Raw genomic sequence first — 17,968 nt, 5'->3', positions numbered from 1 at the left:
TTGTTTTAGAAATTGATTTTAATCATATTTGAAGCTTCATATGGGAGAACTATTATTATATATTGGAATAATATCAATTTCTACCTGGGCCGTTTGGAAAGGCGGGAGTCTCCTTGAAGAATCTTCAGAGAAATTATCAGATTACTATAGATTACCACCCCTTATTCAAGGAACAATAATAACAGCTGTTGGATCAAGCTTTCCCGAATTAGCCGCAACCATACTATCTACCTCATTACATGGTAAATTCGACTTAGGGGTTTCTGCTATTGTTGGTTCTGCTATATTCAACATATTAGTAATTCCAGGAATTTCTGCCGTATTAGTAAAGCGAATGCCTGCAGAAATAAGTTTAATTTATAAAGACACACAATATTATATCATTTCAATTTTCATTCTCTTTATCTCTTTTGCACTTGCTTATATCTATTATCCTATAGTAGTTACTCCAGGAAATATGGAAGGCACTATGACAAGATGGATTGCTTTTATTCCAATTGTATTCTATGGTTTATATCTTTTCATTCAGGGGATGGAAACACGAGATTATAGAAGAGACCATGGAAAACAAGCAGTTTTAGGTGTTGATAAAGGAAGTGTAAACATCAGAAAAGAATGGATTAAACTCATAATTAGTCTGGTACTCATCGTAGCCAGTGTGGAAGGTTTAGTAAGTGGTGCCATCTTCTTAGGGGAATTTTTCAATACACCTGATTTTATATGGGGTATAACCATTGTAGCAGGAGCAACAAGCATTCCTGATGCTGTTGTTAGTATAAAAATTGCTAGAAAATTTAAGGGTTCCATCAGTCTAGGTAACGTAATTGGTAGTAATATTTTTGACTTATTAGTAGCTGTTCCTGTAGGTGTTTTGATAGCTGGCTCTGCGGTAGTGAATTTTACAGTTGCTGCACCTCTAATACTTTTTTTAGGAATCATCACTATTATTATGTTCGTCTTTTTACGAACTAACCTGGCTTTAGTCAGATGGGAAGGAATAGTCCTTTTAGTGCTCTATGCTCTATTTGTAGTATGGATGATATTCGAAACGCTAGGGATTACTTCTATAGTGATTAAATAAAAAAAGCCTGTTAATCTTTCGAGTAACAGGCTTCCATTTAACTTATCATTTAGGGTTTACTTCTTTCCCAGCTCAGCAAAATATTGATGGAATAAAGCTACCGTTTCAATTCCTTTTAGATAGTTTTCTACGCCAAAGCTTTCGTTTGGCGAATGTATAGCATCCGAATTCAATCCAAAACCCATCAAAATACTATCAAGGCCTAATATATCTTTAAATAAAGATACAATCGGAATACTTCCACCTTCTCTGGTTGGAATTGGTTTTTTACCCCAAACTTTTTCGAACGCTTTTTCTGCGGCTTTGTAAGAATCGGTATCGGTTGGAGTTACATAAGGCATTCCCCCATGATGCGGCTTAACTTTTACCTTTACACTTTTAGGAGCTATGTTTTCCAAATGTTGTTGAAACAGCTTGGTGATTTCACGATGATTCTGATTAGGAACTAAGCGCATTGATATTTTTGCATTCGCCTTTGATGGCAACACAGTTTTAGCACCTTCACCAGTATAACCACCCCAAATCCCATTAACATCTAGTGTCGGGCGAATCCCCATTCTTTCTAATGTATTATATGAAGCCTCTCCTTCCACATCATCTATACCTAAATCTTTTTTGTAGTTATCTAAATTGAAAGGAGCTTTATTCATTTCATCTCTTTCAGCTTGAGTTAGCTCTAACACTTTATCGTAAAAACCAGGAACTGTCACTTTCCTATTTTCATCTTGAAGTGAAGTAATCATTCTTGCTAATACATTTATCGGATTTGCTACGGCACCTCCATAAACCCCTGAATGTAAATCTCTATTCGGGCCTGTAACTTGCACTTCCAAATAGCTTATTCCTTTCAAGCTTACAGCCATGGAAGGATGCTCATTTGCAATCATGGAAGTATCTGAAATCACTATGACATCAGATTTTAATTTCTCTTTATTTTCGGCAATGAAGATTTCTAAATTCTCAGATCCAACCTCTTCTTCCCCTTCAATCATGAATTTAACATTGCAAGGCACTCCACCATTCTGCATCATCATTTCAAAGGCTTTCACATGAATGTACATCTGCCCTTTATCATCAGCCGAACCTCTTGCTACAATTTTCCCGTTTTTGATAACTGGATTAAATGGTTCTGAATCCCACAACTCGTAGGGATCTGCTGGCTGAACATCGTAATGTCCATACACTAAAACTGTAGGCAATGATGGATCTATAATCTTATCTGCATAAACAATTGGGTGACCAGCGGTTTCGCAAACCTCTACATTTTCGGCTCCTGCTTCTTCAAATTTAGTCTTCATGAATTCCGCAGCTTTCTTGACATCACCCTTAAATTTAGGATCCGCACTTACACTTGGAATTCTTAATAAATCGAAAAGCTCATCTAAAAATCTTTGTTTGTTTTCGTCTAAATATTTGCTAGTTTCTTCTTTTGTTATCATTGATAAATCTTTTTATGTACTATTTTAATTATTAAAATCCATCGTCATCGTCATCCGTAGTTGGAGTGTCCTGCGTTGGAATTGGTATATTATTAGCTGGTGCGCCTGCAGCACTACTTGCTTCATTTGCCATCTCCAAATAATATGGTGCGTCAATATCAAAATATCTTTTACGATATTCCTCAATAAAGGTAATCACTTCGGATTTATCTCCACTAAGAAAAACAAACTCTCCAAATTTAGCTTTTTCAGCTTTCGACTTTTTATCAATTAAATCGTTTGCTGCTGGGTTAGAAGAAAAGAAAATAAGTTGATCTTCCTCATATTGAAAATAATACCAACATGATGGAGATATTTGCAAAAACAACTTCATAGAAGTCCCCAGTTCCTTTCTTTTAATCTCAAAAAATCCATCTACATTAGCATTTATATCCTGATTACCTGTATTTGAAAGTCCAATTTTACCTACACTATACCAGGCTTGTTCCTCGCTAGACCATTTCATATCTACATTATTCAACACTATGGTTTTAGTAAAATTAGAAGATAATGCATTTAGAGGAATATATTCATTGAAAATTTGCTCTTCGTATTGTTTAGCTGTATTATTTCCTGCCAGTTCAGCCAACTTCGGTAATAACCTCTCCAAATCTTTGGTAGATTCTGGTAAGCCCAGTCGCTGGACTACTTCTAGAATATCATAGCCAATAATGGAGGTGAAAGCGTTTGGCAGTTCGAATTCTAGTGTCATCATTAAATTGAAAATAAACTCCTGACTTAGTAAATCTCCTGAACCAGAACCTGCACTTTTAAATTCTGCTTCTTTCCTACTATTCATGAATTTAAAAGGTCCTTCAAAGGCTATATTTTTATTTTCTTCATTATAAGCGAAGAATTTTCCAGCATAGCCTAAACCAGCTTTTCTTTCTGAATCTTCTATCACAAATTGATTCTTTGCAGCATTATAGGTCAACAATCCACTTGGTTTAAAAAAATCAACATCGGAGAAATCTCGCTTTTCGTTAATAAAGGTCGCATATAACTCATTATTAACATTATCAAAATGCAATCCTGCCTGAAGTGGCTCACCCATTTCTGTAGTACTATTATCAAAATCTATTACAACTTCTTTTGCACTCCCATCACTGGAGTAGGAAATCCAGGTGTCATAATTTGGAATATCTCGTAGGTCTGGTTGTATATATCCTTTTAACTCAAGTGCCGGCTTATCTGCATACATGGTTACATCTCCTTTGTAATACATCCCAGGACTTATCAACATTCGATCTTCCTTTTTCACGCTACCAGAAGACACAGTGCGCAACTTTTTGCCACTTTTCTCTGAATTGGGAATTGGCTCTAAACTAAATTCCCCCATTTTAATAGAAAAGGTATCTCCTACAGAATTTACGTAACGATAAGTTGCACTTCCCTCGAACTTACTCCTAGAAATTATATCAATTTCAGCATTATATAAATTATGGTAATTTGTTAAAGTATCGAGCGATAAAGTCGCATTGAAAAGCTTATTTATTTTTCCATTTTCGCCAATAATAACTTCCCCTCCACTTGGAGTGATTTGGGCATCAGCAACAGTGATGTATGGAATTCCAGACACATTTAATGCCTGGCTTTCAATATCATAAATCGCCTTGGTGGCATTAAACACTAACGAATCTTGATCTGGATTGGTCGAATAAAAATAAGAATTATTAATATTAATATTCTCTGGTTTAGTCATCTCTACAATCTTCTCATCCAACTTCCACAATGCCGAAGGAATAGAGGTTTTGTAACTTGCATACGGAAAATTCAGGGCTGCATCTCCCTCAATCTCAGGATTTACAGTTGCTGTGTTTGCCTGAAAATCAAAGTCGAGCCTTACATTGTCTGCAGATAATGCAGGAATAGTATCAGAGGACTCAATTCTGAAAGCCGCATTTCTTGCAGCAAAACTGTGCTCTCTAAAATTAAATCTTTTAGATATCGTATTTGATCCTCTTGTTTGAATTATTCCAGATCCAAACAATCCTTTTTTAGATAAAATGGTGCTCCCTTCTAATGAGGCAGTTTCATTATACATTTTAAAAGGACTAGTTTGATTGATCATATACAAACTGTCTTTTAAGGTTAACCATCGCATTTCAAAATTTGTAATTTCTAAATTCGGAAAAGACACATTATTAATATCTTCAGGTTCTATTTTCGCATAACTTCCTAATGCTTTTATAGAATCTTTGAAAAACGTAAAGTTATCTGAAAGAATAGTGGAACTCAAGTATTCGATTTTATCACCCCCTCTTAATCCTTTATTATCTAATTTGATATTTCCAAAAAACTTAGCCTCTCCACTAAGTAAATCAATTCCTTCTTCGGGCACTGGATGATTGAACCCTAAAGATTTATCAGGCATTACTCTTAACTTTTCTTCAAATTCAGGAAAGATACCATCAGAATGAAAAACCCCATCAAAAGCGATAGAATTAGGATCTGAACTACTAACGGAATCAATTTCGAAAGGAGGAATGACAAAATAAAGACTTTGGTCGTAAACGCCTCCTAAAATCTCTTCTCCTAGAAAATAAACTGTGGCTCCCTTGGTGGCATTAAAAATAGGGTATTTTGGGAATTCCTTTTGGGCTGATTTATTATTCGGCTCGTTGATATAGAGTACGCCTGCAGTTTCAACTAATTGATTTTGAACTTGTTCCTTATTTGATTGCTTGTTGTTTTCAGTTTTTGATAAGTTAAATTTTATATTCTCAATTTTTGGCATTGAAATTAGGAAGCTATCATAATCCATTTTAAATTCTTCTCCTTTATATTGATAATTTCCTGCATAGACTGTTCCATCAAACTGGACATCTCTATTTTTTCTTAACACCACCCGACCGCTATCTGGCTCAACTCTCACTCCAAGCTTATCATTAATTATAAAATCTTTAACTCCAATAATATCTAAAGTACCTTTCTCCAGGTTCAATTTTCCATTTGGTTTGCCAGATGATACAGAAGAGATTTGAACGTTGTCAAAATCTTTTCTTCCCCATCTGGAATCTACATAATGAAAAGCTTTATCTAGCATGTCAATTCTACCACTAAAAATTTCATATTTTATAAAACCATTTTGCATCAGCAACTTCATTGCTGATCTGATGTGTCGTTCTTCAATCCCTGATTTTTCGGCAACTTCATTTGTATAAAAAGATTTACTATTTGCTTTTCTACTATGGTTCACTACCAATTGTAAAGGATGAAATCTGTATAAACCAGTAAGGCTATTATATCTATACTCATTAAAATATTCAGCTGATTCAAATAAAGCAGGAACACGGTTTCCTGCTATCAAGATTGATATATCCACAACTGATGAATCCATATCCCAACTTAATTTATCAGCTGTGAAATCCATATTAAAATAGCTAGCATAAAATGGCGTATTTTTAAAATTCCCCTTATTTTTTAAAAGATTCAAAGTATTATCATTGACATTATAGGTTAAACTCAACCCTGGGTGGTATATGGAATCTTTTCTTTGGAAAATTGAAACCCTACTTACATTAGACCTAAATGTGCTGTCTTTATAAATGAAATTAGGAGATTCAGCTCTAAATTTTTTCGCAGAAGCACCCTGCAATTCCATAATGCTCAGACTCTTATCATTTGCTGCAGTTCCTAAAGACATTCCTCTTAAGGTAACTCCACCTTTCAAATAAAGACCGTCTACATCTACAAAATTTAACGCATAACCAGACTTGTAAGATTGGAAAAAAGGATATCTAGCACTTTTTTTACCACTATTCTCAGACTTAAAATCAATATATCCTTTCACTGGTTCCTCAATGATTTGAGGGTAATTAAGTGTAACCTGGTCTGCTGTAAACTCCTTTTTATTTACTTCAAAAGTAAATTCTGATAATTGTGCTGAAAGCTCGTTTGGATCTTTCCCTAGATGTTCCCAGGTCAATACTCCACCTTCAGCCACGAATGTATTTCCGATTAGCTCAAAGCTGCCCGAAACGTCATTAATCTTAACTGAATCTGTTGAACTGAGAAATTTTAAATTTATATTTTTTAGTTTTACAATTGGTCCTTCAAGCAAGGGCATTGGTTCTTTAAATATCGATAAATCAACTGTTTGATTAGCCCGATTTTCTGTTTCTTCCACTTTTCCTTCCGTTTCCCAGCCAGAATCGTCTCCCCACGCATCTTCACTTTCTTCACCCCATGTATCATCAGATTCAGAACCCCATTCACTTTCCGCTACTTCTTCCACCGCTTCAGGTTGTTCTGCGATGAGTGCAACAGGCTCAGAATTCCATTCAAAACTTACGCTTCCACCAGAAAATACTACTTGATAATATCTACTATAAAAAATGGCTTTTTTCTCTAAGATCTGCTCAGTGGTTGTTAACAGGGATTTGAACTGATTTCTATCTAATTCATCATAAGCTTTTTTACTAATCTCAAGAAAAGAATTTATTGCATTAGCTGGATCTTTCAAATTTGAAGCGGCACCTGAAAGTGTACTTATAAAAGGTAATCTGTACTCTCGAACTGAAAGATTATCCGATTTCATTCGATTATAAATCTCTTTAATCAATTCTCGATTCGATTGAGTAAATAGATTTTCTTGATTCCAATAATTTTGGAAAAATAAAGATACCCCTTCACCTTTTTCTGACTTTAGTGTAGCCAAATCCAATTGAACTGCCTGTAAGAAATCAGGCTTAGTAATTTCTTCTGTAGCAGCATCATCCTGAGCAAAAGCACAAAAGGAATATAAAAAGGTCGATATGGTAATGAAAATAAATCTCATTTATGTTTCTTAAGCAAAAGTGCCGCCCATTCGTTTCTTACGGATTGGCTGAAAAGCTCTAACGAATATTTTTCGCATTCATTTAAAATATCTTGAATATCATTTTCATAAAATCCACTCAACATCAAAAATCCTTCCGATTTGATATGCTTTTGTAAATGTTGAATGTCTGCAAGCAAAATGTTTTTATTGATGTTGGCCAAAATCAATTCATAAATCGCTTCAGAAGGAATAGTGTCCACTTCGCCCTGCCAAATTTTATAGCTTGAATTACTGATTGAATTTAAGGAAAAGTTCTCAGTAGTATTTTCAACAGCCCATTCATCTATATCATAAGCATGCACAGATTCTGCTCCTTTAATGGCAGCTAAAATGGCTAAAATTCCTGTTCCGCAACCTGCATCTAAAACTGCCTTATTTTTCAAATCCATATCATGCATCAAATTCAGCATTTGATAAGTAGTTTCATGATGCCCTGTTCCGAATGACATTTTGGGTGTCACCACTATCTCAATAGGAAATTTGGGATTAGGCGGATGGAAATCTGCACGCACCAAGATTTTATCTTCAACCTCTATAGGTTGATAATTCTTTTCCCAATCTGCATTCCAGTTTTCTTTCTCAACTGTGCCTAACTCATACGAAACAGTAGTCAAACTTTCATATTGCTGAAAAAGCTCCTCAATCTGAGAAGCCTCTATCGTTTGATTTTCTTCTGAATAGGCAAAAAGTCCGTTTCCCTCTTCCTTTTCCTGAAAGGTAGAGAAGCCGATTTCTGCCAACTCTGCCATGAATATTTCAATAAAATCCTCCTGGCAGTTTACTTCTAAAGATATATAACTCATTATTTATTTTTACACTAAGAATGCTAAATTTATTGCACAGGACTAGCTTTCAAATTCAACCACATTGATTAAAAATCTAATAATTAATAGCAGAAATATTTATCATTTGCTACTGAGGATGACATCACCATAAAATTCTCTCAAGTAATTGCTTGATAGGCTCTATCTAAAACGATTTAATAATATCAGTGAAATCTCTAGACTTTAATGAAGCCCCACCAATCAGTCCCCCATCAACATCTGGCTGAGAAAAAAGTTCTTTAGCATTATCAGGCTTGCAACTACCTCCATATAAAATAGAAGTTTCATTTGCCGCTTCCTTTCCAAATTTTGATGCAATATGCTCACGAATAGTTTTGTGCATATCTTGCGCTTGTTGTGAACTAGCTGTTTTACCTGTTCCAATGGCCCAGATTGGTTCATACGCAATCACAACATTTTTCAATTGCTCTGGTGTTAAATGGAATAAGCTATTCGTCAGTTGCTTAGTTACATATTCATTTTGGTTATCAGCATCTCTAATTTCCAAAGGCTCACCACAGCAGAAAATCACTTTCAAATCATTTTTAAGTGCATTATCTGTCTTTTTGGCTAATTCTTCATCAGTTTCTGAAAAATGCTGTCTCCTTTCGCTGTGACCCAAAATCACATACTGAGCACCTAAAGATTTCAACATAGGAGCAGAAACTTCGCCTGTAAAAGCACCAGCATCTTCCTGATGGCAATTTTGACCAGCTAAAACTATTTTCCCAATCTTAGGGATTAAATTTTGCACCGCATATATAAAAAGAGCTGGGGGAGCAATTACTACTTTAACATCAGAAGGTCCTTCATCCTCCACCATATTGGCGATTTCAGAAGTTAAAGATTGAGCTTCCGTTAAAGTTTTATTCATTTTCCAGTTTCCTGCTACTATTTTTTGTCTCATCTTATTTTCAAATTTTGTTGAAGGCTAAAAAACAAAAATAAGAAGATTTGAGCATAAAGCTAAGGGATAGTAGGTTAAGATCAACTTATGCTGAAATCCTTAATACTCCCATTTTCCCATATCTACAAGGGGCTCAAGATATATTTCAGGTATAAACGAATCCAATTTTTCTAATTCTGCTTCCTTCATTAAGGAAATTTTATGAACATTAAAGCCTTCGATTTCCTTCAATTCTGGAATCCAATATCTGATGTATTCTCCTTTAGCATCATATTTTTTGGCTTGGCTCAAAATGTTGAAATAACGGTTTTCTCGCGGGTCATTTCCAACTCCAGCTACATAAGCCCAGTTTCCCCAATTGCTGGCCACATCGTGATCAATCAATTGGTGCTCAAAATACCATGCGCCCATTCGCCAGTCCAATCCTAAGTCCTTAACTAAAAAGCTAGCTACATTTTGCCTTCCACGATTACTCATAAAACCAGAAGCGTTTAATTCTCTCATATTGGCATCAATAAAGGGTACACCAGTTTCTCCGTTTTTCCATTTTTCAAAGAGTTCTAAATCCCAATTCCAGCTCACTTTTTCTCTCCTAATGCCCTCTTTTTGAAAAAGTTGCGAACCAAATTTCTTCAGAACAAAATGGAAATAATCTCTCCAAATTAATTCAAACACCATCCAATAAGTAGATTGATTTTTCTTTCGCTCTTTCTCATATTTCTTTACCTGATAATAAATAGATTTTGCTGAAATACAGCCTACAGTCAACCATGGAGAAAACTTGGAAGAATAACCTTCTCCTAGCATACCATTTCGGGTATTTTTGTATTCTTTCAATTGGTCGCTCTCCCACAGATAATAATTTAACCGTTCCCAAGCTTTGCTTTCACCTCCATGGAAATCCAAAACCGATTTATCCTCTGGTTCAACCTTTTCTATTCCTAGATCTGTAAATTCAAAATTTTGCTTGACTAAAATAGAATTATTCAGCTCTTTCGGTGCTTCAAATAAAGCCCTGATATCCGTTTGCTTTTCGTTTTCTTTTCTGAATTGAGTGAAGATATCCGGCAATTTTGCGATTGGCCACGGAATATCATCTTCATGAAAAAGGGTAGTTTGAGCATAAAAATGGACATCAGCTTTTTGCTTAATAAAGAGACCCTCTATCTTCTTCTCTTCTTGAATTTCTTCCGTACCTGATTCCTTTGGAGCATAAAGCGCATCAAATTTGAATTCCTCTAAAAGGTCTTGGATAATGATTTTAGCATTGCCTTTTTGAATCAATAATTGTCCTCCTTTATTTTCAATATTATGTTTTAAGTCTATTACCGACTGCCATCTGAAATTTAATTTTAAGTCAGATGAGCGTCTTATTCCCAAAGGATTCTCTTGCCAGTCTTTGTCATCAAAAATATAAATTAAAAGATATCTATCTGAATTTTGTATTCCTTCCAATAAAGCTTGATTATCTTCAATTCTCAAGTTTCTTCTGAACCAAATCAGCGATTTTTGATGCTTTTTTTTCATTTTACAAGGATTTTAATGTGACATCATAACCCATTGATGGAAATTTATGTTTGAAGCTTTTTAATTAGGTTGATAAAAGATAAATTGAACTTTTAAACAGCGAGCGGACACATGAGAAAAATCAATTTCAATTCTATTAAAAGTAAAATGATTATAGGCTATGGCAGTATGGCACTGTTAATAGTATTTGTTGTTTTTATTACGCTCTCTCAAATTTCCAACATTATCAAGATGGGAGAAGACGTTCTGGAAAACAAACAACCATCCAGAATGTATACAATTGCCATGCAAAGTGGTGTTCGTCAAACTAATATCAAATTACAAAACTTTTTGCTAACTGGAAATGATGGGTTGAGACAAGAAATAGAAGAAATATGGCAGAAAGAAGTTCAACCTGCAAAAGACAGCCTTGACTCGCTAAAAACCTATTGGATTAATCCTGAAAATATTATTCTGTATGAAAAGATAACCAGATTAGCGGAAAGAATTCATCAAAACCAAAAAGGGGTACTGAATGAGGCTCAATTTGGTGGCGGAAACGTAAATATATCGATAAGCGATTTTACCATTTCTTCCGGTGATACGATTTTTGATACTTATGAACTGCAAAGTTGGATTGATGACCAATTGAATAACCAAAGCTCGGGAGAAAATCTGAATGGAAACTTATTTGATGAAAATCTAAAGGAATTAAGCAATGAATTTGATGAAAAAGCAGGTTTATTATATTCAAACCTAGAAGAGGAAGCCTTAATGGTAGCCGATGAAATCTTCGAAGCTCGAGATAAATTCTTGATCATTGAAACTTCAATTGTCATCATAGCCATCATTTTATGTTTTATTCTTTATCGATACGCTCGCAAGCAAATAAAAGGAAGTATAGATACTTTACAAGACGAAGTAAAAATATTGAGCGAAGGTAATATCCCTCAAACCAAAGCGAAAACCAATGACGAGTTTGATATTATTTTAGAGGAAATTCATACCCTATCCGGTAATTTGGCAAATGTTAAGAATTTTGCTTTAGAAGTCGGCAAAGGTAGTTTTGAAAGTGATATTTCAGTATTTAATAACAAAGGCGATATCGGTGCCTCTTTAGCTGAAATGAGAGATAGTCTGAAAAATGTTTCCGAAGAAGCCAGAATTAGAAATTGGACTAATAAAGGCACAGCAGAGTTTGGCGATATCCTTAGAAAATACAATAATAACATAAGTGAATTAAGCGACCGGGTAATCACATTTATGGTCAATTATTTGAATGCCAATCAAGGAAGTATTTTTATAGTTGACAAAGCTGAAGATGGAAATAAAGCACTTCATCTGACCGCCACTTATGCTTATGACAGAAAGAAATTTTTAGAAAAAACCATTCAACCTGGGCAAGGATTAGCTGGCCAAGTTTATCTTGAAAAGCAATCCATTTATATGAAAGAACTACCTGATAATTATGTCAGCATCACTTCCGGATTGGGCAAAGCTAGGCCTAAAAGCATATTTATTGTGCCTTTAATTGCCAATAACAATGTTTATGGAGTTATCGAAATCGGAACTTTTACAGAATTTACTGAAAATGAAAGAAAGTTTATTGAGGACATAGGAGAAAATATTGCCTCTTCAGTGCAATCGGTTAAAATTAATGAAAGAACAAATAAGCTTTTGGAAGAATCTCAGCAAATGACTGAGCAAATGCGTTCTCAGGAAGAGGAGATGCGCCAAAATATGGAAGAATTGCAGGCTACGCAGGAAGAGATGGAACGTGCTCAAAAGGAAAATAATGAGCGTCTAATTGCAATGGAAAAAAGTGGAATGGCCTACGTAGAATTTACTCCCCAAGGAGATATCATTAATGCTAACAAAACTTTTACTGATTTATTTGGCTATACTGTAGAAGAAATGAAAGGTAGACATCACAGAATTTTTGTCAGTGAGCAATATGCCAATTCTGATGATTATCACACTTTCTGGAAAAATCTAAGGGCTGGTAAAATTCAAAGCGGAATATTTGAACGATTCAGGAAAAATGGTCAGAAAATTAAAATAAAAGGTACTTATACTGTTTTAAGAAATCACAATGATGAGATTACCAAAATCATCAAATTTGCCTTCGATGTTTCAGAAATTTATCAAAAACTGGACCTTCTTGAAAAAGAAAAGGATACTTTAATCCAGCAATTGAATGAGTTGGAGAATAAAATTAAAAGCTCTGGTAATGATGAAATGCAAGAATTAAAATCCTATCAAAAAGAGCTGAAAGAATCACTAATAGAAAAACTTAGAAATACTGAATCTGAATTAAAAGCTTCTATAGAAAAACAAAGAAGAGATTTAGGGATTTCTTAATTTTCGTTCAAAATTTATTTGAGACTGATAAAAATGCCTAATGCATTTTCTTATGACCATTTTTCAGAAATTAAAAACATATAAAGTACACTTCAGGTTATTCAACCCATTATGAAAAAAGCAAATCAAGGTAAAACAGGCGTATTGTTAGTGAATTTGGGAACTCCCGATTCTACGAAAACTGGAGATGTAAGAAAATATTTACGAGAATTTTTAATGGATAAGAGGGTAATTGATATCCCCTTTTTATTTCGCTGGATGTTGGTAAACTTGATTATTGCACCTTTCAGAGCTCCTAAATCGGCAAAAGAATATCGTAAGCTATTTGTGGAAAGAGGTTCTCCTTTGAAATTTTATGGGGAAGATGTGAAAAATATGCTTCAAGGCGAATTGGATGATGAATATGTGGTAGTATTAGGAATGCGCTATCAATCACCCAGCATTAAAGATGCGCTAGAAGAATTAAGAAACCATAAAGTAGCCAAAATCATCATAGTTCCTCTATTTCCTCAATATGCTTCGGCAACGAGCGGTTCTGTACATGATAAAGTGATGGAAATTGTACAGAAATGGCAAATTATTCCTCAACTTAACTTTATCAGTAATTACGTGGAAGAACCTGGCTTCTATAAAACCTTTGCAAGTTTAGGCAGAAAATACATGGATAAACATGAATACGACCATGTGATCTTCAGCTTTCATGGATTGCCAGAACGCCAAATCAGAAAAGGTTCAGTTGACAACTATTGTAAATTAGGTAATTGCTGTAATGTCTATCATGATAAAAATAGATTTTGTTATAGAGCACAATGCTTTCAAACAGCTCGTCTGATTGCAAATGAAATGAACCTGCCTGAAGAAAAATATACTGTTACTTTTCAAAGCCGATTAGGAAATGACCCTTGGATTAAGCCATACACCGACAACGTTTTGAAAGATTTGGCTAAGAATGGAAAGAAATCAGTTTTGGCTTTTTCACCCGCTTTTGTTTCCGATTGTTTGGAAACCACAATAGAAGTAGGCGAGGAGTTTAAAGAAGAATTTGAAGAAGCCGGAGGAGAACGTTGGGATTTGGTCGAAAGTCTAAATGATAATAAAGACTGGGTGGACACCTTAAAATCTTTGGTTCTTAAAAATTAGATTTCAAAGCAACCCAAACGTTAGAGATTTTTGACTACATTATTGGCTGATAAAGCATGAAAAGCCATTGGTTTAAATTTATATCGCCCCTATTAATTTTATTTGTTGTTCATTCAGCTAATGCAATACAGCAGGATTCTTTACAAATCATTCTAGAAGAAAGGCTGACAAGTTCAGAGTTTGATCAAAAAGAGGATATACTTGAATATTTAAAGATGACAGGGGAGTTATATTCGCAATCTCCTACTGATGCCTTATTTTATGTAACAGCTTTAGAAAAAAAACTAGATGCCGAAGGAAATCAAACCGCAAGAGCGAAAATTATAAGTCAAATTGCAGCTTTTTACTGGTTTCAAGGAGTATATGACGCTGCCTTACAAAGATATTTTGAAGCGCTCAAACTATATAAAGAAGAGAATAACTCCCTTGAAATAGTTAAAACCTTAAATAATATAGGAGAAACCTATAAAAAGCAACAGGATTACAAACAATCTGCAAAGTTCATTAAGCTAGCGTTAGAAAAACTAAAAGAGATAGAGGGATTTTCTCCCGAACTGATAACAGTAAATTTAGGACAACTTTTTTTACTTCGGGAAAATTTTGATAGCGCAAATTATTATCTCAATCAGATACTCAAAAAAGAAAATGCAAGCACTAATTCAAAAGGATTCACGAATCTTTATAAAGGTATTCTAAACCGTGAAATCGGTCAATACGATTCTGCGCATTATTATCTGAACCAAAGTATGAGTTATTGGAATGAGCTTAATTATAATAGAGGGCTTTCTGAAAGTAATATAGAAATTGCTAATATTTATGTAGAAGAGAAAAATCTCAAATTAGCTAACCAATACCTAAATGAAGCAGAGAATCTTGCAATTAAAATCAATAGTTTAGACTTACTGCTGAAAATATACCAAACCAAAATTGACATCTTTAAAATTACGGCTTCAAATGATTCTTTAGTATATTATTTTGATAAATATCTAGAAATCAAGGATTCAATTTTTAACTCTGAATCAAGAGCAGAGATTAACAAATTGAGCATTCAGTACAATTTAGCAGAAAAGGAAAATGACCGTTATAAATTAGCCTTAGAACAAGCTCAGCTAACCAATAAAATAGAAAAAAGGACACAGTTTTTAATCTTTTTAATAGTAGTTCTAATTTTTGCCGTTATCTTGATACTCTATCTAAGAAACAAAAGCAATCAACTAAAAAGTGCTCATATTAAGCTCAAACAGCAAAAAGAGGAAATAGAAGATAAACAAAGGAAAATATCTTCTAAGTCTTTAGACCTTGCAAGAGTAAATAAGGAGTTGCATAGCCTTAATAAGAATTTAGAACAAAGAGTTGGGGAGCGCACCCAAAAATTAAACGAGCGTAATAGGCAAATTGCAGAATTCACTTATTTCAATTCTCATAAACTTAGAGCTCCTGTGGCAAGTGTTTTGGGACTCATTAATGTAATGGAATTAGCCAAAGACGGTAAAATAGATCCCCAACTTTTAAATTACCTTAAAACCAGCGCTATGGAGCTGGACAAAGTAATTTTTAATTTGAAAAATCTCCTAGAGTTGGATGATGAAATCGAAGAAGGTGTAAATTAATCAATAAGTGGTAAAACAATTCTAAACGTTGTTCCTACTCTAGTTTTGGAAGTAAAGTCAATTTTCCCATTCAATACATTTAGCGTGTCCACCACAATGTAGAGCCCTAAACCAGAACCATCCGTCCCCTGATGGGCTCTAAAAAACATATCAAACACCTTATCTTGATGTTCTTTCGGAATTCCAGAACCATTATCTTCCACTTCTATTACATAAGAATCATTTTCGATTTTGGCACATACTTTTATAAAAGGTTTATCTCCTCTTTCAAAATCATGGTATTTTAACGCATTAGTAACCAGATTACTCAAAACAATATTCAACCTTTTTGGATCAGTCTTGATTTCAAAGTCAGAATTGTAAGCTCTAATTAACTCCACTTTATCAGCATTTTCATAATATTTTAAATCTTCAATAATGCTGTCAATTATTGTATCCATTTTTACACGCTGCATCACTAGCGGCTTTTTTGTATTGGTGGAAAAATCCATGATACTTTTGATAAATTCTTCTAGCTTCGTAATGCTAACATTCATCAATTTAAAATAGTCCTTAATTTCATAAGGATCGTTAGACATTCCAGCTACAGAAATTAAGCCTCTTAAAGATTTTAATGGCGCAACCAAATCATGAGATGAACGATAGACAAAATTATCTAATTCATTATTAATCGTTTTTAACTCTTCATTAGCCTGTTTTAGTTGCTCCTTTTGAGACCTTAACTCTGATGTTCTTTCTTTTACAATATTTTCTAACTTCTTATTAGTAACACTCAATCGATGCGTTCTAAAACGAACAAATCCAAAAATAAAAAGCCCAAATAAGATTATAAAAACTGCATAACTGACAGGATATTGATACCATGGTATCGGTATCTCTAATTTAAACTTAAATGGCGCTATTTTAAGATCACTTTGTTTGATATATCTTGCTCGCAAATGGAAAGTATACTTACCTCCAGGTAAATTTGTATATTCCTTTCTTGTGTTAGTGGTCCATTCCGACCAGCCTGCATCAAATCCTTCCAAATAATAGGAAAATTGTATTTCTTCCATTAGAAAACTAGGCACAGAAAAATATAAATCCAATGAATTACTTTTCTTTTTCGAAAGGGATATCGTATGACTAGAATCTCTAATATAAACCGAGCTATCTCCTATTTTTATATATCTTACTTTAGCTAATGGTTCAAAATTGAGTTGTTCATTTTCAGTGAAATATTGTAAATATTGTAATCCAAAGCCTGAGGTTAACCAAACATTTCCCCTCCTATCTGCTGTTGGGTAAGGTGAATAATTACTTAATAGGCCTGATTGCTTGTCTAATTTTTTTATTATTTGACCATTCTTATCAAAAATTACTACTCCTTTTTGATAAGTTGAACTAATAAACAATGAATCTCTGAACTTCTCTACATAATATAGATAAGTACTATCTTGCAAAAAGTATTGATTTGCTTCATTTTGCCAAGGTTTAGTTTGATAAGAATTGGGATCCAATTCAAAAATTCCATTTTCAGAAGTAAAAATCAACCATTTATTTTCCTCTTTCTTTAAGATTTCCCAGGCGTAATCATTACCAAAGCTAAAATCTTTATTTACGATTCGAAAAGTATCGTTTTCAACTTTAGCTAATCCCCCGTTATTACCATATAAAGAAACAAGTAATTCATCCTCAACCTTAAACATGGTCAAATATTGATTAGAACGAATTCTCTTGAGAATCTCCCCATCCCATTTGATAACAGAACTATCCGCAGTAAAATACACATCTCCCTTATTTTCAATTATTTTCCAGATATATGGGAATTCTTTATCATCAGTTAATTTATCTTTTAAAGAATGATAAACCATTCTTCCTCTTCTATTTCTTGAAAAGTATCCTATCTCATTATTTCCAGAAGTATAAATCTTATCCCAAACTATTTTTAAAGCCGTAATTGGTGTAAAAAATGGAGTCTTATATAATTCCCAATGGGTGCCATCAAATTCTAATAGTCCATTTTCATTTCCAAAATACATTATGCCATCTTCATCTTCAGCTGACATATAATTGTATGAACTTGCTTGATAATTAGATCCATCGAAGTCATGAATTATTATAGAGTCTTTGGAGGAAATCTGAAGTGAATCAGGACTTTGAAAGGCTATTAAATTAAATGAACAAAATTCCAGAAAAATAAAAAAAAGAAATGTATTTCTTAGTTTTATTACCACCAAGAAAAATAGTGATTTGAATG

The 17,968-nt window shown here is 33.9% G+C and carries 10 protein-coding genes; 4 read left to right on the top strand and 6 right to left on the bottom strand.

From position 1 onward, the window contains the following. Nucleotides 1-40: 40 nt before the first annotated feature. Nucleotides 41-1,081 (top strand): sodium:calcium antiporter, encoded by a 1,041-nt coding sequence (locus VFM92_RS07725; protein ID WP_325121627.1) that lies wholly within the window; start codon nt 41-43, stop codon nt 1,079-1,081. Between the two features lie 56 nt (nt 1,082-1,137). Here the strand turns inward: VFM92_RS07725 and VFM92_RS07720 are convergent, their stop codons facing one another. The 5 genes from VFM92_RS07720 to VFM92_RS07700 all read right to left on the bottom strand — a co-directional run bounded on the left by VFM92_RS07720 (nt 1,138) and on the right by VFM92_RS07700 (nt 10,639). Beyond that, the gene (locus tag VFM92_RS07720) at nt 1,138-2,520 is read right to left on the bottom strand and encodes a dipeptidase (protein WP_325121626.1); all 1,383 of its coding nucleotides are present in this window, start codon (nt 2,518-2,520) and stop codon (nt 1,138-1,140) included. A 31-nt stretch (nt 2,521-2,551) separates the two neighbouring features. After that, on the bottom strand, nt 2,552-7,339 hold the full coding sequence (locus tag VFM92_RS07715) for a hypothetical protein (RefSeq protein ID WP_325121625.1): 4,788 nt from the start codon (nt 7,337-7,339) through the stop codon (nt 2,552-2,554). Next, nucleotides 7,336-8,184 carry a 50S ribosomal protein L11 methyltransferase gene (gene prmA, locus VFM92_RS07710; protein ID WP_325121624.1) on the bottom strand — a complete coding sequence of 283 codons (849 nt, stop codon included), beginning with the start codon at nt 8,182-8,184 and terminating at the stop codon, nt 7,336-7,338. Before prmA ends, VFM92_RS07715 begins: the two co-directional genes overlap by 4 nt. A 166-nt stretch (nt 8,185-8,350) precedes the next feature. Then, entirely contained in the window at nt 8,351-9,112 is a 762-nt protein-coding gene (tpiA, locus tag VFM92_RS07705; RefSeq protein WP_325121623.1) for a triose-phosphate isomerase, read from the bottom strand. 99 nt (nt 9,113-9,211) lie between these two features. Beyond that, nucleotides 9,212-10,639: a DASH family cryptochrome gene (locus tag VFM92_RS07700; RefSeq protein ID WP_325121622.1), complete on the bottom strand. Its 1,428-nt coding sequence runs from the start codon at nt 10,637-10,639 to the stop codon at nt 9,212-9,214. Nucleotides 10,640-10,750: 111 nt separating this feature from the next. Here VFM92_RS07700 and VFM92_RS07695 point away from each other — a divergent pair, with 111 nt between their 5' ends. The 3 genes from VFM92_RS07695 (at nt 10,751) to VFM92_RS07685 (ending at nt 15,729) form a co-directional block, all read left to right on the top strand. After that, nucleotides 10,751-12,979, top strand: a complete 2,229-nt coding sequence (locus VFM92_RS07695; RefSeq protein ID WP_325121621.1) for a GAF domain-containing protein — start codon at nt 10,751-10,753, stop codon at nt 12,977-12,979. A 111-nt stretch (nt 12,980-13,090) separates the two neighbouring features. Next, nucleotides 13,091-14,119, top strand: coding sequence for a ferrochelatase (hemH, locus tag VFM92_RS07690; protein ID WP_325121620.1), 1,029 nt, complete (start codon nt 13,091-13,093; stop codon nt 14,117-14,119). A 56-nt stretch (nt 14,120-14,175) separates the two neighbouring features. Beyond that, nucleotides 14,176-15,729, top strand: coding sequence for a tetratricopeptide repeat protein (locus tag VFM92_RS07685; RefSeq protein ID WP_325121619.1), 1,554 nt, complete (start codon nt 14,176-14,178; stop codon nt 15,727-15,729). Here the strand turns inward: VFM92_RS07685 and VFM92_RS07680 are convergent. Further along, complete coding sequence (locus VFM92_RS07680) at nt 15,726-17,777, bottom strand: ATP-binding protein (protein WP_325121618.1); 2,052 nt, start codon at nt 17,775-17,777, stop codon at nt 15,726-15,728. The two genes, VFM92_RS07685 and VFM92_RS07680, sit on opposite strands and share 4 nt — an antisense overlap. Nucleotides 17,778-17,968 lie beyond the last annotated feature (191 nt).

This window comes from Marivirga sp., assembly GCF_035704835.1.
Classification (GTDB): domain Bacteria; phylum Bacteroidota; class Bacteroidia; order Cytophagales; family Cyclobacteriaceae; genus Marivirga.
The sequence above is the reverse complement of the archived record's forward strand: the minus strand, read 5'-3'. Positions and strand labels throughout refer to the sequence as shown.